General features: G+C 70.3%; 22 protein-coding genes, 1 tRNA gene and 1 pseudogene. 7 read left to right on the forward strand and 17 right to left on the reverse strand.

Annotated elements, in window-relative coordinates:
- Positions 1–762 precede the first annotated feature (762 nt).
- Positions 763–1,707: an NAD(P)/FAD-dependent oxidoreductase gene (locus tag HC028_RS03435; RefSeq protein WP_168072652.1), complete on the reverse strand. Its 945-nt coding sequence runs from the start codon at positions 1,705–1,707 to the stop codon at positions 763–765.
- A gap of 107 nt (positions 1,708–1,814) precedes the next feature.
- Between HC028_RS03435 and HC028_RS03440 the strand changes: the two are divergent.
- Positions 1,815–1,982, forward strand: a pseudogene (locus HC028_RS03440) (site-specific integrase); the annotation flags it as partial.
- 77 nt (positions 1,983–2,059) lie between these two features.
- Here the strand turns inward: HC028_RS03440 and HC028_RS03445 are convergent.
- The 6 genes from HC028_RS03445 to HC028_RS03470 all read right to left on the reverse strand — a co-directional run bounded on the left by HC028_RS03445 (position 2,060) and on the right by HC028_RS03470 (position 8,275).
- Positions 2,060–2,133 (reverse strand) — tRNA-Ala (locus tag HC028_RS03445).
- 105 nt (positions 2,134–2,238) lie between these two features.
- The gene (gene sepX, locus HC028_RS03450; RefSeq protein WP_205861006.1) at positions 2,239–2,988 is read right to left on the reverse strand and encodes a divisome protein SepX/GlpR; all 750 of its coding nucleotides are present in this window, start codon (positions 2,986–2,988) and stop codon (positions 2,239–2,241) included.
- A gap of 167 nt (positions 2,989–3,155) precedes the next feature.
- Positions 3,156–3,782: a GNAT family N-acetyltransferase gene (locus HC028_RS03455; protein ID WP_168073352.1), complete on the reverse strand. Its 627-nt coding sequence runs from the start codon at positions 3,780–3,782 to the stop codon at positions 3,156–3,158.
- The gene (locus tag HC028_RS03460) at positions 3,782–5,083 is read right to left on the reverse strand and encodes a molybdopterin molybdotransferase MoeA (RefSeq protein ID WP_168072655.1); all 1,302 of its coding nucleotides are present in this window, start codon (positions 5,081–5,083) and stop codon (positions 3,782–3,784) included. Before HC028_RS03460 ends, HC028_RS03455 begins: the two co-directional genes overlap by 1 nt.
- A gap of 63 nt (positions 5,084–5,146) precedes the next feature.
- Positions 5,147–6,133 (reverse strand): UTP--glucose-1-phosphate uridylyltransferase, encoded by a 987-nt coding sequence (locus tag HC028_RS03465; protein WP_168072657.1) that lies wholly within the window; start codon positions 6,131–6,133, stop codon positions 5,147–5,149.
- Between the two features lie 9 nt (positions 6,134–6,142).
- Positions 6,143–8,275, reverse strand: a complete 2,133-nt coding sequence (locus HC028_RS03470; protein WP_168072670.1) for a GGDEF domain-containing protein — start codon at positions 8,273–8,275, stop codon at positions 6,143–6,145.
- A gap of 191 nt (positions 8,276–8,466) precedes the next feature.
- On the opposite strand from HC028_RS03470, the gene HC028_RS03475 reads away from it, so the two are divergent.
- Together HC028_RS03475 and HC028_RS03480 are read left to right on the forward strand one after the other, a co-directional pair.
- Positions 8,467–9,018, forward strand: a complete 552-nt coding sequence (locus tag HC028_RS03475; protein WP_168072681.1) for a 5-formyltetrahydrofolate cyclo-ligase — start codon at positions 8,467–8,469, stop codon at positions 9,016–9,018.
- A gap of 50 nt (positions 9,019–9,068) precedes the next feature.
- A complete protein-coding gene (locus tag HC028_RS03480) occupies positions 9,069–9,398 on the forward strand; it encodes an FmdB family zinc ribbon protein (protein ID WP_168072683.1) in 330 nt (109 codons plus the stop codon).
- Positions 9,399–9,406: 8 nt separating this feature from the next.
- On the opposite strand, the gene HC028_RS03485 is transcribed toward HC028_RS03480, so the two are convergent.
- Positions 9,407–9,595: a hypothetical protein gene (locus HC028_RS03485; protein ID WP_168072322.1), complete on the reverse strand. Its 189-nt coding sequence runs from the start codon at positions 9,593–9,595 to the stop codon at positions 9,407–9,409.
- A gap of 41 nt (positions 9,596–9,636) precedes the next feature.
- Here HC028_RS03485 and HC028_RS03490 point away from each other — a divergent pair, with 41 nt between their 5' ends.
- The 3 genes from HC028_RS03490 to HC028_RS03500 all read left to right on the forward strand — a co-directional run bounded on the left by HC028_RS03490 (position 9,637) and on the right by HC028_RS03500 (position 11,314).
- The gene (locus HC028_RS03490; RefSeq protein WP_168072685.1) at positions 9,637–9,939 is read left to right on the forward strand and encodes a translation initiation factor 2; all 303 of its coding nucleotides are present in this window, start codon (positions 9,637–9,639) and stop codon (positions 9,937–9,939) included.
- A gap of 106 nt (positions 9,940–10,045) precedes the next feature.
- Positions 10,046–10,471 carry a Fur family transcriptional regulator gene (locus HC028_RS03495; RefSeq protein WP_168072688.1) on the forward strand — a complete coding sequence of 142 codons (426 nt, stop codon included), beginning with the start codon at positions 10,046–10,048 and terminating at the stop codon, positions 10,469–10,471.
- Between the two features lie 18 nt (positions 10,472–10,489).
- The gene (locus tag HC028_RS03500; protein WP_168072689.1) at positions 10,490–11,314 is read left to right on the forward strand and encodes an oxygenase MpaB family protein; all 825 of its coding nucleotides are present in this window, start codon (positions 10,490–10,492) and stop codon (positions 11,312–11,314) included.
- 4 nt (positions 11,315–11,318) lie between these two features.
- Here HC028_RS03500 and HC028_RS03505 read toward each other — a convergent pair whose 3' ends face one another.
- Positions 11,319–12,224: a RecB family exonuclease gene (locus tag HC028_RS03505; protein WP_168072690.1), complete on the reverse strand. Its 906-nt coding sequence runs from the start codon at positions 12,222–12,224 to the stop codon at positions 11,319–11,321.
- A gap of 88 nt (positions 12,225–12,312) precedes the next feature.
- Between HC028_RS03505 and HC028_RS03510 the strand changes: the two genes are divergently transcribed.
- Positions 12,313–12,570 (forward strand): DUF6191 domain-containing protein, encoded by a 258-nt coding sequence (locus HC028_RS03510; RefSeq protein ID WP_168072691.1) that lies wholly within the window; start codon positions 12,313–12,315, stop codon positions 12,568–12,570.
- Here HC028_RS03510 and HC028_RS03515 read toward each other — a convergent pair.
- The 8 genes from HC028_RS03515 to HC028_RS03550 all read right to left on the reverse strand — a co-directional run bounded on the left by HC028_RS03515 (position 12,558) and on the right by HC028_RS03550 (position 18,387).
- Positions 12,558–13,169 (reverse strand): MarC family protein, encoded by a 612-nt coding sequence (locus HC028_RS03515; protein ID WP_168072692.1) that lies wholly within the window; start codon positions 13,167–13,169, stop codon positions 12,558–12,560. The two genes, HC028_RS03510 and HC028_RS03515, sit on opposite strands and share 13 nt — an antisense overlap.
- Positions 13,166–14,014: a PHP domain-containing protein gene (locus HC028_RS03520; protein ID WP_168072693.1), complete on the reverse strand. Its 849-nt coding sequence runs from the start codon at positions 14,012–14,014 to the stop codon at positions 13,166–13,168. Before HC028_RS03520 ends, HC028_RS03515 begins: the two co-directional genes overlap by 4 nt.
- 35 nt (positions 14,015–14,049) lie before the next feature.
- On the reverse strand, positions 14,050–15,219 hold the full coding sequence (locus HC028_RS03525) for a hypothetical protein (protein ID WP_168072695.1): 1,170 nt from the start codon (positions 15,217–15,219) through the stop codon (positions 14,050–14,052).
- A complete protein-coding gene (locus HC028_RS03530; protein WP_168072697.1) occupies positions 15,216–15,773 on the reverse strand; it encodes a SigE family RNA polymerase sigma factor in 558 nt (185 codons plus the stop codon). Before HC028_RS03530 ends, HC028_RS03525 begins: the two co-directional genes overlap by 4 nt.
- A 91-nt stretch (positions 15,774–15,864) precedes the next feature.
- Positions 15,865–16,668 carry a PH domain-containing protein gene (locus HC028_RS03535; protein ID WP_168072699.1) on the reverse strand — a complete coding sequence of 268 codons (804 nt, stop codon included), beginning with the start codon at positions 16,666–16,668 and terminating at the stop codon, positions 15,865–15,867.
- Between the two features lie 2 nt (positions 16,669–16,670).
- Positions 16,671–16,829: a hypothetical protein gene (locus HC028_RS03540; protein WP_168072702.1), complete on the reverse strand. Its 159-nt coding sequence runs from the start codon at positions 16,827–16,829 to the stop codon at positions 16,671–16,673.
- Positions 16,830–16,953: 124 nt separating this feature from the next.
- Complete coding sequence (locus HC028_RS03545) at positions 16,954–17,625, reverse strand: DUF6758 family protein (protein ID WP_308442008.1); 672 nt, start codon at positions 17,623–17,625, stop codon at positions 16,954–16,956.
- A 120-nt stretch (positions 17,626–17,745) separates the two neighbouring features.
- The gene (locus HC028_RS03550) at positions 17,746–18,387 is read right to left on the reverse strand and encodes a TrmH family RNA methyltransferase (RefSeq protein ID WP_168072706.1); all 642 of its coding nucleotides are present in this window, start codon (positions 18,385–18,387) and stop codon (positions 17,746–17,748) included.
- Between the last annotated feature and the right edge of the window lie 15 nt (positions 18,388–18,402).

An 18,402-nucleotide genomic window follows, 5' to 3' on the forward strand; every position in this document is an offset into this window, starting at 1 on the left:
GGGTATTCCTGGGGCCGTCGTCTTGGAGCAATGCTCGAAACCTGTGGATAAGCGCCGGAGGGCGTACCCTCCCAGCGAGTCGAGTCTAAGTCAGGGAATCGAGTAGAGCCCGCGCGCCAACGCGAAACGGCGGCCGGTGGCGCTGCTGTTCACCGACGAGCAGGGCCGACCAATCCACGATCAACGGTGGTGTGACACCTGGACTGTCGGTTGGGCCTCCAGTTGCCAGTCGGGCATCAGACCTCCGGCTGGAGGTGATCGGTGACCCAGTCACGAAGGCAGGGCGCTTCGTCGCGGCTCATCCAGTCGGTTCGTGTTGGTGGGGGCAACGGCCCTCTTGACCCGGTGCTTAGCCTGAAGGCATGGCGGGATACCTCACGGCCGTGGTGCTGAGCGTTCTCGTCATGACCTTCACAATTAGGGCACTCCGTAGCCGGAGGCGCGAATCTGCGCTGGAATCTGGAAAGCAGGCGGCCCGCGAGCTTCGCCGTGAGTCGATGCGTCGAGGCAAACCCAGCCAATCATTGGACTCGCCCATTTACCACTCTGCGGCGGAAGGGCCCATCACGGCGGGCGATATCTGACAGCGGAGAACTGGGAACTGTTCGCATCGTGGATCTGCCCCAGGTCGTGACCCTCCGCTGTAAGGCTCTTCTGACGTGGCCCACTGTGTCCGCCGAGGTTCCTCACGTCCAGGCCGATCGCCCCGTCGGTCCGGGCTCGCCTGCGGTCATCCAACTCGGCTGATTTCAGCTGTAGATGTCAGGGATACGTCCGCACCGCAGTATCGATGTCCTGGTCTAAGAGGGCCGCGTGGATGGCAATGGCTACGGTGCTGGCGTGGCCGGCGGCGCCGATCGCCAGTAGTGCCGGGTTCGCCGTGGTGCCGGCTGCCCACACGCCCGGGACGCTCGTCTGCCCGACCGCGTCGATCCCTACACCGCCGGCGTTTGGACCGTCTGAAATCAAGCGGCAGCCGAGCCGCGCAGCGAGGTCGCTTTGTTGGTGCTGGCGGGTGACGACGAAGACCGCCCGGCGGACGATCGCCTCACCGTCGGCCAGTACGAGGTCAAGTCCCTCGGCATGCTGCTTGACACTACGGACCCGTTCGGTGCGCACCCCCACCCCGGCGGCGGCCAGGCGTGCCAGGTCTTCGCCGCCGAGCTCGTCGCCGTCGGTGAACAGCAGGACGTCGTTGCTCCACCGGCTCAACAGCAACGCGCGCTGGACTCCCCGCGCCGGGAGTCCTCGTATTGCGAGCTGGGCAAGCGGTTGGTCTCGGACCTCCCAGCCGTGGCAGTGCGGACAGGCCACCACCTGGTCACCCCACCACTGCGAGATCCCCGGCACCTGCGGGAGTTCATCGGTCAGCCCAGTCGCGAGCACGATCGATCGAGCCGACCATTGGCCCCCTTGACGGGTCGAAACCTTAAACCGCGGCACACCGTCCGCCACCGGCTGGATGCTTTCCACCCGGTCGGATACCAGGGTGACGTCGTAGGGCGCCAGCATGGAGCGTGCCGATGCCAGTAGCTCCGCGGGGGTCGGCGCAAGCTGGCCGAGGAAGTTGTGAACGTGACGCGCTGGCCGGTTGCGTGGCTGGCCGTCATCGACGAGCACGACCCGGCGCCGGGCCCGCCCGAGCGTCAGAGCGGCCTGCAACCCGGCCATGCTTCCACCCACGATCACGACGTCGCTGTCAGACATGCTTCCGATCATGCACGCCCATGCCATTATGTAGGATGCTTGTCCTACATAATGGGAAACATATGCATTGACCAGCACCTGCAGTGGCGATCCCCAAAGCCCGGGCGCGGACCTGCGCGAGCCTCCTGGCTGATCTCGACGTGCATCCTCGGGTCGCGATGCAGATCCTTCGGCACGCGGACTTCAAGGTCACGATGGAGAGCTACACCCAGGTTTCGTCCAAGCAGACCCGCGACGCTCTCAAGCGGCTCGGCGAGAGCCTGGACGGATCATGACTGCTGCTGTACTCCGCTGCCGTACGGACGCGAAATGGGCCGTCTCCGAATCTTGGAGACGACCCATTTCCTGCGGGTGGAGCTGAGGGGATTTGAACCCCTGACCCCCTCGATGCGAACGAGGTGCGCTACCAGTCTGCGCCACAGCCCCTTGCTGATCAGCTACCTCTTAGTAGCGGACCGGCGACCAGGTTAGCAGGTGCGGAGGACAAACCGCGAATCGGCTCGCCGCGACGCGCCAGCGACGAAAACCCGATCACCAGTCCTGCCCCACGGCCCGGGCCTCGTACGCACGCCCGCGTACCGCCGACTGCGCAGCGAGCCGGACCGCCTGCCGGCGGGTCTCCTCGCGCTCCTGCAGCTGCCGGCGCAGCGCCTCCCGGCGCGCCGCAGCCCGCCGGGCCTGCTCGCGGCGGATGGCGGCCTGCCGGGCGGCGACCCAGGCCGCGTAGCGCGCCTCTTCCCGGCGTCGCCGCTGCTCCACGATCGCCCGCTGGCGCAAGTGAACCATGTACGCGACCAGGAGCGTCCCGGTGACGGCGGTACTGATCCAGAAGCCGGGACCGACGACGATCACGCCGACCAGCTCGACCAGGTTGAGCAGGAGCAGCGCGGCGAACACCCGCCGGCGGCGGTAGACCGCGGGGGTGTGGCGCAGGCGCATGGGCGCCCGCTTCGGCGTACGGCGAACTGAGCCCGACTCTTCCGAATCATCGGGGCCCGAAGGCGAGACCGAATCGGGGACCACAGCGAGGGCAGGCTCGCCCACGGGGACCCCACCGCTCATCCGGGCCACGATGAAGCGCGGCGGGTTCACCGGCCGCTTTCCGGGCACGGTGCGGCGACGGCGGTGCGTCTGGCCTCCGATGCGGGCCAGTACGCGCGCCGTTGACAGCGCCCGCTCCGCCACCAGCCGCTCGGTGGCGTCGTACCGGCGAACGAGAGCCGGAGCGAGCGCCAGCAGGCCTGCGGCGGCGAGGACGGCGAGGAGCACCGAGGTCGGCACCCTCACCCCTCCCGTCACACCTGTATGGCAAAAGAAGAGTTACCAGACGGCAACTCCAATGCACGAGGTTACGTCGTGAGGTCGATTATTTTTCGACGCCACGCTGCGTATTAGCGTTACGAACTTTTTGTGCCTGATGGGCTGTCAGCGGAAAGCCGAAAGGGTGATCACGCAGTGGCGCGCAAGCGATGCCAACGCGCCAACAGACCGCCATCTGCGCAAACGTCCTCCGCGGTTAACGCGTATCCGATATGGTCGCGCCACTCGCCGTCGATGTGCAGGTACCTCTCGTGGTACGCCTCCTGGCGGAAGCCCAACTTCTCCACCACCCGCCGGCTCGGCTGGTTTTCCGGGCGAATGTTGACTTCAATGCGGTGAAGGCCGCCGGCGGCGAACGCGTGATCGACGGCGAGCGCCAGCGCGGTCGGGATGACGCCGCTGCCGGCGACCCGTGAGTCCACCCAGTAGCCGGCGTACCCGGAGCAGAACGCCCGCCGCACGATGTTGCCGAGCGTCAACTGCCCGACGAGGCGCTCCCCCGCGTCCGAGACCAGGCACACCGCGAACGGCATGGCCGAGCCCTGCCGGGCCGCGCGCCGCAGGTCACTGTAGACCGACCGGAACGCGGCGGGCGAGTTCAGTTCGTACCAGGAGCCGTACGGCGTGGGCTCCCAGCGCGCCAGCCACGCCTCGTTGGCGCGCCGCACCTCCGACCAGGCCCGGGCGTCGCCGCGACGGTACGGTCGCAGCAGGACCGCTCCGTCGCTGAGCACCGCGGGCCAGCCGGGCTGCATCACCGGCGTCGGTCCAGCAGCAATACGTCTACTGTGGAGCCCGCTGGCGCCGTCGTCACCTTTTCGCCAAGCACCATCAGGCCGTTGGCCTCCGCCAGCCCGGACAGCGTGTACGGGCCACCGGCGAGCGGCGCCACCGTGTACCCGCCACCGCGCCGTTCGGCGACGTACGCCGGGCGAAACTCGCGCAGTCCCGACGGCGACTTGATCGTCTCCAGCAGGTGCGCGCGGACGCTGGGCCGGAAGATCGGGTCGGCACCGGCGAGAACTTGGATCACCGGCCGAGCGAGCACCTCGAAACCGATCATCGCTGCGCCGGTGTCGCCGGGCAGGCAGATGATGGGTACGCCCTCGGCCCCGGCCATCGACGAGAAGGCGCCGTAACCCAGCGACGTACAGGGATAGACCGAGACGCCGGTGAAATGTACCGGTGGCCGCAGCCCCTCCCGCCTGGACAGTACGCGCCGCACCATGTCACCCGGTCCGGTGCCCGTTCCCCCGGTGGTGACGATGAGGTCCGCCCGAAGAGTCTGGTCCTCGAGCAGACCGCGCAGGCCTTCCGGGTCGTCGTCGCAGATGCCCACCCGGTACGCGTGGGCGCCCGCCTCGGCAGCCGCCGCCGTCAGCGCGTGCGAGTTGGCGTCGACGAGCTGTCCAGGTTGGCTGGCGCGCCCCACATCGACCAGTTCATCGCCGGTCGACACGATCACCACTCGGGGGCTGGGGCGCACGATCACGTGGCCGATACCGCAGCTGGCCAGGAGCGCGACGATGGCCGGGCTGACGTAGGTCCCCGCACGGACCAGCAGCGAGCCGGGCTGGATCTCGTCGCCCGCCCGGCGCAGACCGTACCCACGCTTCGGCGGCGCCCCGTACACCTCGACCGCCGCCATGCCCTGGTCGGTGAGGTACGCCGGGACGATCACGTCGGCCGCCGCGGGCAGCATGGCACCGGCCCCGATGGAGAAGCAGGTGCCGGGGGTCAGGCGTACGGGCCGCCAGCTGGCGGCGCCGAGGTCACCGATGACGTTGAGGCGCACCGGCCGGCCCGCCGAGGCGTCCGCGATGTCTTCGAACCGCGCGGCGTACCCGTCGATAGCCGCGTGGTCGAACGCCGGCAACGGACCGGGCGCGTGCACGTCCTCGGCGAGGACGTTGCCGTGCGCCTGGGTCAGGTCGAGATCGAGCGCCGGCAGGGGCCGAAGCCCTCGCAGCACACCGGACAGGTACTCGGCGAGCGGGGTCAGCTCGGCGCCAGCCGGTTGGACAGCCGCGTCGAACTCCGCTGGAACTGTCGTCATACCGCTCGCCTCCTTTCCAATCTCGAACTCTCCCGCCCGTCATATCCCGAATATCTCAGGCGACTATGGCCTAGCGGATCCTTCTGAATCACCAATAGCTTCCACAAACCTGCGTAGCCACGCCGTGAAATCCGGCCCGATATCGCGCCGTTGCGATGCGAGCTGAACAACGGCCTGGAGGTATCCGAGTGGCTGGCCGGTGTCGTAACGGGTACCCCGGTAGATGACACCATGAACCGGCGTTCCCTCGGCCAACAGCAGCGCCATGGCATCGGTGAGTTGGATTTCCCCACCGCTGCCGGGCTTGACCCGTTTGATGGCACTGAAAATCGTGGGCGGTAGCACGTAGCGCCCGAGTACGGCGAGATTGCTCGGCGCCTCTTCGGGCGTCGGCTTCTCCACCAGGCCGGTGACCCGGACGACCTCCTGCCCGACGTCGGGGAGGCCGGATTCGGCCGGCTCCACCGACGCGATGCCGTACCGGCGCACCTCGTCCGGTTCGACCTCGAGGAAGGCGAGCACGATCCCGCCCGTACGCGCCTGCAGTTCGAGCATCGCCGGCAGCAGCGGCTCAGACTCGTCGACGAACTCGTCGCCAAGGAGCACCGCGAACGGCTCGCCCGCGACGTGGGACTCGCCGACGCCGACCGCGTGGCCCAGCCCGAGCGGCTCGTGCTGCCGGCAGGTGTAGATGTCGGCCAGCTCGCTGGGGCGCTTGACCGCGGCGAGCCGCTCGTCGTCACCCTTCTCCCTGAGCCTGGCCTCGAGGTCGGGCCGGCTGTCGAAGTGGTCCACCATCGAGGTCTTGCCGCGGCCTGTGATGAGCAGGATGTCGGTGATCCCGGCGTTGGCTGCCTCCTCGACGATGTACTGGAGGACAGGCCGGTCCACGACAGGCAGCAACTCCTTCGGCACTGCCTTCGTCGCTGGCAAGAACCGGGTGGCGAGGCCGGCTGCCGGGATGACAGCCTTGACGGCACGGTGCTGCTCAGAAGTGGACTGTGAGGGCCCGCCAGGGGCTTCCGTGGTTGTGCGCACGCTGTCGACCATGTCGGGAGACTAACCGTCATGGCTCCGCCGTGGAGGCTCAGGCACCTCGGGAGCACCGACAGCCGAGACGGCCGCAGCGTCCGGAGCGCTCCCGCCGCGCGCCCACGCGCCCCGAAACGTGTCCCGTCCGCCGGACTTCGCCTGGTAGAGAGCGTCGTCGGCCGCCTCCAGGACGGCCGCCCCACTCGCACCATGGTCGGGGTAGACGGCGATGCCGATCGACGCCGTGATCGGAATCCGCACGGGCTGCACTGACCGCTCCAGCCGGACAAGCATCGGAGTACGCCGGATCGCCGCGCCGAGCCGCTCGGCCACCACCGCGCCGCCGGCGGCGTCGGTCTCCGGCAGGAGTATCACGAACTCCTCGCCGCCCTGGCGGAAGGCGAGGTCAACCTCACGGATCTCGACCCGGATCCGGCGGGCGAACTCGGCGAGCACGGCGTCGCCGGCCGCGTGCCCGTACGTGTCATTGACGTCCTTGAAGTGGTCGAGGTCCAGCGCGAGCACGGTGAGCTGGTGGCCGAAGCGGCTGGCCCGCTCGACCTCCCGGCGCAGACTGTCCTTCAGGTACCGGTAGTTGGACAGGCCGGTCAACGGGTCGGTCAGCGACAGCCGCTGAGCCTCCCGGTGCACCCGGACGTTGTCCAGCGCGACGGCGGCCTGCCCGGCGAACGTGCGCAAGGTCACCACGTCGGCGTCGTCGAACTCGTCGAACCCGTGCCGGTCGTACAGCGCCAGCACACCTCGGGCCGGGCCGGGCGACTCGAAGTTCTGGGCGGACTCGGCGGCGGCGGTACTCAAGCCCCCGGTGGGCCCGGCGATGGCGTCCGGCCCGTACGCGGTGAACGGCACCACCACGTAGGCGCGGCAGCGCGGCTCGTTCGCGGCCAGCTGAGGACCGTCGCGATCGGTGCGCCCCCGGCGCGCCTCGCCGCTCGCGGCGACGGCGCCCAGCAGGCCCTCTCCCATCCGTAGCCGAAGGTCTCCGACCACGATCGGCTCGCCGCCCGGCCCGCGCCCGTCGAGGCCCTCGCCGCACTGGCCGACGAGTACGCCGGAGGCCTGGTCGGTCAGGAGCAGCACCCCGGCCTTCGCCCCGGTCGCCGACAGCGCGCTCTCCAAGATCACCTCGAGGATGCGGTTGACGTCGTGGGTACTCGAGAGGGTGTCCCCCACGAGCCCGAGGTGCCGGCGAAGCTGATCGCGGCTGACGGTGAGCGCCTGGAGGTAGTCCTGCATCTCGCGCGCCATCCGGTTGAACGTCGTGCCCAGCCGCCCGACCTCGTCACCGGTGCGCACGGGCACCCTGATACCGAGATCGCCGCTGGCCAGCCGGTCGACGGCGCGGGACAGCTCGGTGAGCGGGCGGACCGTGGAGCGGGCGAGCCACCAGGCCGCGGCGACCGACAGCAGCCCGGCCAGCACGACGACGGCGACGAGAACGGCGTACAGGGCGCGTGGCTCTTCGCGGCTGACGGACAGCGCGAGGGGCAACGGTTGCCCCGGGCCCCGGTCGAGCCGGCGCACCAGCTTGCCGCCGTCGGTCTCCCCCGCCGTCCCGGGGCGCAGCCCTTCGGCGACCCGGGTGACCTGGCGCTTGTCGGCGTCGCGCTCGGTACTCCAACCGCCGCCGCCGAGCACGGTCACCGCCGCGCCGGCCGCCGCGGCCAGCCCGCGTACCAGGGTGGGATCGACCGGTTCGACGGCGTACGTGTACCCGAGCCGGCGGCCATCGGCGTCGATCACCTCGACGCGCGCGGCGACGGCGGTGACCGTGGCGGCGCCGCGCGCCTCGGAGCAGTCCGCCCACGGCTTCTGCGGCAGCGCGCCCGCGCCGTACTGGACGGTTCCGGCGGGGTCGACGAGCTGGACGCCAGCGGCGAGTTTCCGGTCGACCACCTGCTGCGCAGCTGCGGCGTCGCGGTTGCCGCCGAGCACCGCCGCCGTCTCGGCCGCGGCGCGCAGGCGCTGGCAGAGCGCGTTCATGCCGGTACGCACGCCCGCGGCGGCGAGATCCAGGCGCTCGGTGGCTCTACTGTCGTTCACCGCGCTGACGGTCATCGCCACGAAACCGACTCCGAGCAGCACGGGGCCGAGGACGACCGCGAGGAACGCGACAGCCAGCCGCGTGCGCAGCGTCACTCGTCCTCCCGATGTCCAAGGGGGGTGCGGTAGATCACGGCCGTGTGATGCTGTCTTAACGTACGGCCTTCCACCGACTGCCGCCGAGGTCCCTTGTGTCCGATTTTTCTGGTCTGGGCAGCTTAGCCCGAAAAGATAATGTTGCCGTAGAAGCCGCGCCGGGGCGATCCAAGCCCGAAATCCGGTCCGCGATGCTGGCCGCGCGCCGGTCACAGACCCCGGAGGTACGCGCGGAGGCCGACGCCGCGATCCGAAGGGTCCTCGCGGACGTGGTGGCCACGGTCCGGCCCGGCACCGTCTGTGCGTACCTGCCCATGGGGGGCGAGCCGGGCGGGGCACAACTGCCCGATCTGCCGGGCGTGGGCCGGATTCTCCTCCCGGTACTGCGCCCCGACCTGGACCTCGACTGGGCCACCTACCCCGCTCCCCTCGTCCCTGGGCGGTACGGGCTCGCCGAGCCCGAGGGCCCGCGCCTCGGCGTCGACGCGATCACCGAGGCCGACCTGATCATCGCTCCGGGGCTCGCCGTGTCGACCGACGGCGTACGGCTCGGTCGCGGCGGCGGCTCGTACGACCGCGCGCTCGCCCGGGTGGCCCCGTCGGCCGTCGTGGTCGTACCGCTCTACGAGGGAGAACTCGTCGACCGGCTCCCGGCCGAGCCGCACGACCGGCCGGTGGACGCGGTGGTCACCCCGACCGGGGTGCGTCTGGTTGCTCACACTGGACGAAACCACCCTGCATGACGCACGATTGGCACTCGAAGATGCCGAGTGCCAAAACCACGGAGGCTGCCGTGCCGACTTACCAGTACGCGTGCACCGCGTGCGGTCATCAGCTCGAGGCGGTGCAGTCGTTCAACGACGAGCCGCTGACCGAGTGCCCGGAGTGTCAGGGCAAGCTACGCAAGCTGTTCTCGGCTGTGGGCATCGTGTTCAAGGGCTCGGGCTTCTACCGCACCGATTCCCGCTCGGGTTCGAACTCGACATCGACCAGCTCATCCTCGAGCACCTCCAACGGCGGCGCGGCGACCAAGGCGAGCTCCGACACGAAGTCGACCGACACGAAGTCGACCGACAGCGGCAAGTCCGACAAGGCGCCCGCCACGAGCAGCACCGCCAGCTAGTCGGCTCGTCAGCCCCAGTGCGGCGGACGGTCTGCCAGGAGGCGATCGTCGTTACCGGCGCGGCGCTCGCCCCAACCCGCGTCGGTGTCATCGCCGGTCTGGTCGGGCAGGACCACGAGGTCGTCGGTGAAGGCCACCTCTCGCCGATCGTCGGCCGAGCTGGGCGCGAGGTGCAGGTCGTCGCTTCGTCGTGGCACAAAACGAAGCGTAGCCGCATCCCCTTGGTAGCGTCGGGCGCGTGACCAGCCCCACTCCGGACGACCAGTGGCGGCGGCCCGCCGACGCGGTGCCGCCCCCTCCGCCACCGGTACGGGAACCCGCGCCCTACGCGGGTCCACCATCGGCCACTCCCCCGCCGGCCGGCTGGCGGCCGCCCCTCGTCGTGCAGGTGCCACCGCCGCGGGAGCTTCCGCCCCAGGACCTGCCGCGCCTGGACGAGGCCGAGCAGCGGGCCCGCACCCTCACGTACGGCATCGCCATGGTCGCCGGGGCCGTCATGATCGTCGTCATGCTGGTGCTGTGCGGCCGCGCGCTGTTCTGACCGCTGTCGCCCGCGACCCGCCGTCGCCCGCGACCCGCCGTCGCCCGCGACCCGCTGTCGCCCGCCACACCTTGAGCAGGCCCTTACTGCGTGCTCTTATTGGTGCATGCCTGCCGAAGAGCTGCTGCGATCCCACGGCCTGCGGGTCACTCGGCAGCGCCTGGCTGTCCTCGATGTGCTCGAGACCGACCGCGGTCATCTGGACGTCGAGCAGATCACGGCCAAGGTACGCGCCCGGCTGGACTCGGTCTCGGTGCAGGCCGTCTACGACGTGCTCGACGCCCTGTGCCGCACCGGCCTGATCCGGCGCATCGAGCCGGCCGGCGGACCAGCCCGCTTCGAACGCCGGGCCGGGGACAACCACCATCACATCGTGTGCCGGGGCTGCGGCGAGATCGCCGACGTCGACTGCGTGGTGGGCACCGCACCCTGCCTGGAGCCCGCGCGCGGGCACGGGTACGAACTCGACGAGGCCGAAGTGACGTTCTGGGGCCTCTGCCCCCAGTGCCAGGCCCGCCGCGCCGCCGACTGAGCGTGGCAGGCTGTCTGGGTGGACCGCGATGACGATCTGGGACTGTTCGGCCCCGACTCCGTGACCTGGCGGGTGCACTCCGAGCCGATCCTCGCCCTAGGCGGGATGCGGGCGCTCTACCTGCAGACGCTGCATCCCCGCGCGATGGCCGGCGTCGCGCAGAACTCCGGCTACCGCACCGACCCGTGGGGCCGCCTGGAGCGCACCGCGATCTACATCGCCACCGTGGCGTACGGCACGACCGCACAGGCTCACCAGGCCGGCGAGCGGCTCCGCCGACTGCACGCGCGGATGTGGGCGACCGACCCGGACACCGGCGAGCGGTTCCGCATCGACGAACCGGACCTGCTGCGGTGGGTACACGTGACCGAGGTCGACTCGTTTCTGACCACTGCGCGGCGGGCCGGCCTGGACCTGACCAACTCCGAAGCCGACCGGTACCTCGACGAGCAGCGACGCGCGGCCGAACTGGTCGGCCTCTCCGCCGACGAGGTACCCGGCTCGGTCGCGGAGGTACGCGACTACTACCGCATGGTGCGCCCCCGCCTGCGGATGACCAGGGAAGCCGCGGAGAGCCTGCTGTTCCTGACCGTCCCGCCGATGCCGCGGGGCCTCGGGTTCACCCCGGCCCGCGCCGCCTGGCTCGGGGTGTCGGCGCTCGCCGTGAGCCTGCTGCCGCGCTGGGCGCGCAAGCTGTACGGCCTGCCGGGGCTGCCGACCACCGATCTGACCGCGTCCGTGTCGACCCGCGCGTTACGGCTCTCGCTGCGCGCGCTGCCGCGGAACCTGCGCGAGGGCCCGATCTACAAGTCGGCCATGGCCCGGGCGGCGCGGGTCGCCTGAGGCCCTACTGCTCCGACTCGGCCTGCGAGAAGCGCTCGATCGCCGCCCACGGCTCGCGCTCGGGCGCGCTGGCGCCCGCCGGGCAGGCCCGGCGGAAGTCGCACCAGGAGCAGAGGGCCCCCGGCATGGGCGGGAACGCCTCGTCGGGGTCGGCGCCGGCCGCCACCGCCGCCTCGGCGTCGATCGCGTCCTGCGCGGTCTGCTCGGCCCGGCGCAAATGCCTGGCCAGGGACTCCTCGGTGTGCTCGGCTGCCGCGACGGTGCCGGTGGGCAGGTGGTGCAGTTCCACCTTCCGGCAGCGACGGCGGAACAGCCGCTCCGCGGCGTACGCGTACAGCGCCAACGCTCGGGAGCCGCGCGCGTCGTCGGTGGTCAGATCGCTCCGGCCGGTCTTGTAGTCGACGATCACCAACTCGTCGCCGACCTGGTCGATGCGGTCGACCCGCCCCGACAGCGCCAGCAGGTCGGTTTTCGCGGCGACGGTCCGCTCGACGCCGACCGGGTCGACGTGCGGGTCGAGGCCCGCGACGTAGGCCTCCAGCCAGCCCAGGGCGCGCTGGAACGCCTGCTGCTCCTGCGCCTCGTCGCGGTAGCCCTCCCTGACCCACGTGGCGCGCAGCAGCTTCGGCAGGACCGCCGGGGCGCGCTCGGCGCCGGGAAGGGCGTACCAGTTCTTCAGGGCGTTGTGCACGCTGGAACCGAGCGAGTTGTGCGCCCACGGCGGCCCCTTGCGGGGCGAGGGCCGGTCGACGTAGGCGTACCGGTACCGCCGGGGGCAGTCCTCGTAGGTGCCGAGACGGCTCGGCGTGCAACTGAACAGCCGCTTGGGTGCGGCGAAAAGTCCTAGTTGCCCGTCTTGGTCAGCGGGCGGGGCGGGTTTGGCGGAGCGGGTCAGCCGTTCGGCAGGCACGTGACGATCCTGCCACCCGGGTGCGACACTTGTCCGGCGCGCTCCCGCGGCGCGCCGCGATTACGCAGGTGGAGGCACTGGAGGTCCGATGGGATTCATGCGATGGCTGCGCGGAGGTGACGAGGACACCGCCGCCACGGGCATGGTCTCCGCGGGCCTAGCCGAGATCGACGGACTGTTCCGGCCGTCGAAGCACAAGCAGACCGAGCACGTCGAGGAGCAGAAGCGCCGCCGGGTCGACGTCGCAGCCGCCGGCGGCATCGACCTCGACCGTGGCGTGGCCGTGATCCGGCCGAAGCGGGCCGAGACCCCGGCGGCCCCGGCCGCGGAGGATCAGCCCGCGTAGTCCCGGACGAACGCGGCCACCGCGTCCGCGACCAACTGCACCGCGATCGCCGCGAGCAGCAGACCGGCGATGCGGGTGAGCACCTCGATGCCGCTGGGGCGCAGCAACCGGACGACCAGTCCGGAAAACCGCAGCGCCAGCCACACCAGCAGCAGCACCACCACGAGCCCCAGCACGATGGCGGCGAAGTCGCCGGGCGTTCGGCTGCGCTGCACGAACAGCATCGTGGCGACGATGGCGCCGGGGCCGGCCAGCAGCGGCGTTCCCAGCGGCACGAGCGCGATGTTCGACGTGGTCTGCTGCGACTCCGGGTCGTCGGCCTTGCCGGTCAGCAGCTCCAACGCGACCAGCAGGAGCAGCAGGCCACCGGCGCCCTGCATGGCCGGCAGCCCGATGCCGAGATAGGTCAGGATCTGATGCCCGGCGATCCCGAAGAACGCGATGACGCCGCCGGCCAGTGCGACCGCCTGCCAGGCGGCCCGGGTACGCTCACGCGCCGGCAGCCTGCCGGTCAGCGCAAGGAAGATCGGCACCATGCCGGGCGGATCCATGATCACGAAGAGCGTCACCAGGGTTTCGCCGAGCAGCTTCGCGTTCATCGGACGGGAGCGTAGCCTTTCGCGGCCGCAACGATCCGCTCGTACACCTCGGGCGCGGTGGTGAACGCCCCGAGCGACACCGTCTTGTTGGTGCCGTGGAAGTCACTGGATCCAGTCACGGCGAGACCGAGATCAGAGGCGAGCGCCCGGACGTGCGCCCGCTCCTCCGGCGTGTGGTCTTCGTGGTCGGCCTCCAAGCCGAACAGACCGGCTCTGGCCATGTCCGCGATGAGCTCATCGGGTACGACCGGGCCGCGCCGGGCCGCCTTCGGGTGCGCCAAAACGGTCACCCCGCCCGCGTCGCGTACCAGTCGCAGGGCGGCGAAGACGTCGAGATCATGTTTCGGCAGGCGGTACTTCTCGCCGAGCAGGTGCGGGGCGAACGCTTCGGAGACGGTCGCCGCCAGCCCCCGCCGGATGAGCGCCTGCGCCAGGTGCGGGCGCCCGACGGTTCCGCCACCCGCGTGATGGAGGATCTCGTCCCACGTCACGTCGATCCCGTCGGCGCGAAGCAGGTCGACGATCCGCCGCGCACGGTGCTCCCGGTGCTCACGCACCCGGGCGAGCTCCGCGGACAGCTCCGGGTCCGCCGGGTTGAACAGGTACGCGAGCAGGTGGAGCGCGATCGATCCGTTCGGCGTGTACCAGCGGCACGACAGCTCAGCCCCGGGTACCAGCGTCAGCCCCGGCGGCAGCGCTCCCATCGCCCGCTCCCAGCCACCCGTGGTGTCGTGGTCGGTGATCGCGACCACGTCCAGTCCTGCGGCGGCCGCCGCGCCCATCAGCTCCGCCGGGCTCAGCGTGCCGTCGCTCGCCGTCGAGTGAGCGTGCAGGTCAATTCGCATTAAGGCCGACGGTACGGTATCGGCCCGTCAGGCGATCATCCGGCCACCAGCGCGACGGCGAGCCAATGCTCCGATGTGGACGGTCCGGGCACTTCCCGAGTACGAGCGGGGTCCGCGGCGTCGACGTACCGGATCCCGCCCTCGGTGGCGACGGCGAACGTCTGGTCGTCGACCCAGACCGGCTCCGCCGGCCAGACCCCCTCGGTCGCAGCGATCTTGGCGACCTGCTTGCCGGTAGCCGTCTCCGCGATCGCGACCGCGCCGGCGGACTGGCCGAGGATCCGGCGCCCGTCCGGAGACAGGCCATGGCGAGCCGCCGCGAAGTACGGCTGGTCGCAGACCTTGCTGCGGGCGCGGAGCCCGGCGGCGGGATCGAGCACGGCAGCGCAGGTGATGCCGTCGCGCGCGCCCTTGACCGCCCCGATCAGCGACCGCCCGTCCGGCGTAGCGGCGTAGACGCCGACCACCTCGTGGTTCCAGGTCGGGACGTACGACCCGTTGGCCGGGTCCCACACGTCGAAGCCGTCGTAGTCGATCCCCTGCCGGTTTCCGATCACCACGTACTGACCGGCCCGGCCCACCAGTTCGGCGCCGGTACGCCCCTGGCTCCCGTCCTTCCCGGGCAGTTGGATCGTGGTCTTGGTGGGCACCGTGCCGGCGACGATCCCGGCCACGGTGAGGCTGCTGCCCTTCTGGTACGTGAGGACCCGCCCCCCGGCGGAGAACACGTACGTGGCCGGCAGCGAGTCGATCAGCGGCGTCGCCGCCCCGTCGGCTCGGACCTCCCACAACGTGCGCGTGCCCTTGTCGCCGCGTACCACCAGCCAGCCCGCCGGCACCCGGACGGCGTCGTAAACGTCGCCCTTTCCGGGAAGCGCGATCGGCGCGCGGCCCGCCGGTCGAAGCTCGTTGCCGACCACGAGGTCGAGTTTCGGCACCTCGACCGGGGCGGGCGAGGTCGGACCGGCGGCGACATTGCTGCCCCGCTGATCGGGCCGGCCGTCGGGGCGCCCAACCTTGGCCAAGGTGGTCCCGCCGACCACCAGCGCGATGACCACGGCGAAGGCGGCGCCGGCAGTGCGGCGCTGGCGGCGGCGCACGGCGCGGCCGCGCTCGATCGCGGCGCCCGCGACGTCGTGCACTGCCGGCACTTCGGCCACCCGCGTGGCGAAGGCAGCGCGCAGTTCATCCTCAAGCGTCGTCACCGGACCGCCCCTTTCACTCGCTCCGCGCTACCGTCCGCGACCAGAGCCGGCTCGATACCTTGCTCGCCCAGGCGTTTGCGCAGGGCCGCGAGGGCCCGGGAGCACTGACTCTTGACAGTGCCCACCGATACGCCGAGCAGCGCGGCAGTGTCCACTTCGGAAAGATCTTCGTAGAAGCGCAGTACCAGCACGGCCCGCTGGCGGGCCGGCAGTTCCTTGACGTGGGCCCAGAGCGCGTCGCGCTCCAGGCGCGCGTCCAACCCGTCGGGGATCGGCCGCTCCGGGAGCACTTCCGTGGGCCGCTCACCGTGCCAGCGGCGGCGCCACCAACTCGTCGCGGTGTTGACCAGCACTCGACGGGCATAGGGTTCGACGGCCTCGATGCCGTCGAGCCGCCGCCACGCGAGGTACGTCTTTGTCAGCGCGACCTGTAGCAGGTCTTCAGCGGCGCCCCAGTCCCCGGCCAACAGGTAAGCGGTCCGCAGGAGCGCTGTGGAACGCGCCGCGACAAAGTCGCGGAACTCCCGTTCCTGGTCGCCGGCCGATGAGACCACGCCCGACTCCTTCCTCCGATGCACCGACCAGGACGCGCTGGGGTACGAGAAAGGTTGTCAGGAGAAAGGGCGAATCTCGCGGCCAAAACGCTCACGTGCCGTCGTCGTCGAACTCGCTCTCGGTCACGCGGCCCAACCGGGCCTCCACGGCCTCCGGCTCGTACATCTCCTCGACGATGCGCAGGTAGAGCTCGTTGGGGTTGGGCAGGTTCTCGACCTTGCGCAACGCCTGGTCCTGTCCGGCGGACTCCAACTCGAACGTGCCGTACTTGAGGATCCGGCCGAGCGGCGACTGCACGTACTTCATGTCGGTGACCCGCAGCAGCGGCATCATCGCGACCTTGCGGGTGACGATCCCGCTGACCACCATCACCCGCTTGTTGGTGAGGATGAATCGGTCGAACCACCAGTCGCAGACCCGCCAGCCGAGAACGAACAGGACCGCGAGCCAGACCAGGATGACGATGCTGACGCCAGTGGGCACGTTGTGCCTGGCCATGTATCCGGTGGCGTACCCCATGATCAGGGTCGCCACCACGCCGATGACGATCTCCCTGCCGAGTTCAATCCAGTGGCGCCGCCACTCGCCGCGGAACTTCTCGGTGGGGAACAGGTAACGCTGGACAACCGAACTGGGCTCGTCTTCGAGCGGCAGGACGCGCCGGGTGGACAGCAGAGAGGGCGCCACCGGCTCGCCCCGCAGGCCGGCCAGCTCCTCCTCGGTCAGCAGAAGCGGCTCGTCAACAACGTCGTAGACGCCACCCGCCACACCGCTGTACCCGCCGGGCCGCGCCGCCGCTGGGTCATCCGCCGCCGGCCGGGAAAACTGTTCAGTGTCCTGGTCTTGCCAGCGACGGGATCGCTCGTCACCGTCGGGCGGCTCCGGCGTCGTCATCGCTAGCTGACGAGCCTCGTGAAGAAATCGCCGAAGCCAGTTCCTATGTCGACAATGCCGCTACCGATGGACTTCACGACCTCGGCAGCCGACGCAGGTCGGTACGCCACAAAGAAGATGAGGAACGCGATTGAAGCCCAGGTGAGGACCTTCTTGACCATCTCGGCCTTCCCTCTCCCCACGGCCTCGGTGTCACGCCGCGGCCAACTCACAGTATCAGCGATATGCCTAAGGGTGGATGTTCACTCATCTGTGCGGACAGGACTCGATCCTAATGGGATCAGGCTACGCGGAGCCATGGAGATAGGGGGATGGTGCGCCGAAAACAAGCTCACTGGGCACCGCCTCGACCAGATCGCACAGCGACAGGTCCTCGGCGACGAGATAGCCCGCCGACGCCGGCCAGGCGATCGCGTACAGCCACATTCCTTTGGCCTCGCCGACGTATGCCGACCGGTCGTCAGCTGACTTCACCGACCACAGCGGAGTGGGCCGACCCGCGGCTCGCACCTTCGCGTGTGCCGGCGCCCCATCGTGCGCACCTTCCAGGAACGGTCCCGGGTCCGGACCGGGAATGCCGGCGAGCCGCGCGCCCAGCCCGACCCCCGGCTCCTCGGCCACCAGCACGATGTCCGCCGGCCCCCGGTCGATCGGCGCCGGGCCGCTACAGGCCAGCACGGTGGCCCGCACTCCGGAGCGACAGTCGCCGGCCAAGCCGACGCCGGTCACCATCCAGCCAGGTGGCAGGGGCCACAGCACCCAGAGCGGAGTGGTCGCCTCCCCGGCGTGACTGGCGCGCACCTTGGCCACGGCCGCCTCGACGATCTGGGCGTTGATGCGCTCGGCGATGTACAGGGGAAGCACCGGCCCGTCGATGTCGCAACGCCAGTCGCTGTTCATCAGGTCAGGCGGTCGTACCCGACCTCCACACTTGGGACAGCTCACGGCGACGCCCATAGCCACTACGGTGCGTCGTTGGCACCAGGCAGTCAAGCGGCGGAGCGAAGCTGGCTCGGGTGATTCGCCCGAATTGGCGATTACGGACGAGACGCGCCGCCGCCCCGGGCTCACGCGTGGTCACGACGACGGCGGCGGCACGGCATGGGCGCGTACCCACGCGTGCATGGCGATTCCGCTGGCCACACCTGCGTTGATCGAGCGCGTCGAGCCGTACTGCGCGATGGAGTACACGTGGTCGCAGGCCTGCCGAGCCGCATCGGACAGGCCCGGCCCCTCCTGACCGAAGAGCAGGACACACCGGTACGGCAGGACCACCGACTCCAGCGGAGACGCCCCGGGCAGGTTGTCGATGCCGACCACCGGCAACTTCGCACCATGCGCCCAGACGAGCAGATCCGTGATCGACTCGTGGTACCGCACGTGCTGGTAGCGGTCGGTGACCATCGCACCGCGCCGGTTCCAGCGGCGCCGCCCGACGATATGCACGCCGGCTGCCATGAACGCGTTGGCGTTACGTACGACCGTGCCGATGTTCAGGTCGTGCTGCCAGTTCTCGATCGCGACGTGGAAGTCGTGCCGGCGGGAGTCGAGGTCGGCCACGATCGCGTCGAGGCGCCAGTACCGGTACCGGTCGACGACGTTGCGCCGGTCACCGGCCGCGAGCAACTCCGGGTCGTACCTTGGGTCCTCCGGCCACGGACCGGCCCACGGGCCAACCCCTACCCCGACCTCCGGTTCGACCTGGACATCCTCGCTCATGACACGCAAAGGTAC

Origin of the sequence: Planosporangium flavigriseum (genome assembly GCF_011947225.1) — a bacterium.
Taxonomy (GTDB): domain Bacteria; phylum Actinomycetota; class Actinomycetes; order Mycobacteriales; family Micromonosporaceae; genus Planosporangium; species Planosporangium flavigriseum.

Excerpts from the sequence above, each read along its gene's own strand:
- HC028_RS03435 (WP_168072652.1), bottom strand. The coding sequence starts at position 1,707 with ATGTCTGACAGCGACGTCGTGATCGTGGGTGGAAGCATGGCCGGGTTG.
- HC028_RS03455 (WP_168073352.1), bottom strand. The coding sequence starts at position 3,782 with ATGCAGCCCGGCTGGCCCGCGGTGCTCAGCGACGGAGCGGTCCTGCTG.
- HC028_RS03460 (WP_168072655.1), bottom strand. The coding sequence starts at position 5,083 with ATGACGACAGTTCCAGCGGAGTTCGACGCGGCTGTCCAACCGGCTGGC.
- HC028_RS03465 (WP_168072657.1), bottom strand. The coding sequence starts at position 6,133 with ATGGTCGACAGCGTGCGCACAACCACGGAAGCCCCTGGCGGGCCCTCA.
- HC028_RS03475 (WP_168072681.1), top strand. The coding sequence starts at position 8,467 with ATGCTGGCCGCGCGCCGGTCACAGACCCCGGAGGTACGCGCGGAGGCC.
- HC028_RS03495 (WP_168072688.1), top strand. The coding sequence starts at position 10,046 with ATGCCTGCCGAAGAGCTGCTGCGATCCCACGGCCTGCGGGTCACTCGG.
- HC028_RS03510 (WP_168072691.1), top strand. The coding sequence starts at position 12,313 with ATGGGATTCATGCGATGGCTGCGCGGAGGTGACGAGGACACCGCCGCC.
- HC028_RS03515 (WP_168072692.1), bottom strand. The coding sequence starts at position 13,169 with ATGAACGCGAAGCTGCTCGGCGAAACCCTGGTGACGCTCTTCGTGATC.
- HC028_RS03520 (WP_168072693.1), bottom strand. The coding sequence starts at position 14,014 with ATGCGAATTGACCTGCACGCTCACTCGACGGCGAGCGACGGCACGCTG.
- HC028_RS03535 (WP_168072699.1), bottom strand. The coding sequence starts at position 16,668 with ATGACGACGCCGGAGCCGCCCGACGGTGACGAGCGATCCCGTCGCTGG.
- HC028_RS03540 (WP_168072702.1), bottom strand. The coding sequence starts at position 16,829 with ATGGTCAAGAAGGTCCTCACCTGGGCTTCAATCGCGTTCCTCATCTTC.
- HC028_RS03545 (WP_308442008.1), bottom strand. The coding sequence starts at position 17,625 with ATGGGCGTCGCCGTGAGCTGTCCCAAGTGTGGAGGTCGGGTACGACCG.
- HC028_RS03550 (WP_168072706.1), bottom strand. The coding sequence starts at position 18,387 with ATGAGCGAGGATGTCCAGGTCGAACCGGAGGTCGGGGTAGGGGTTGGC.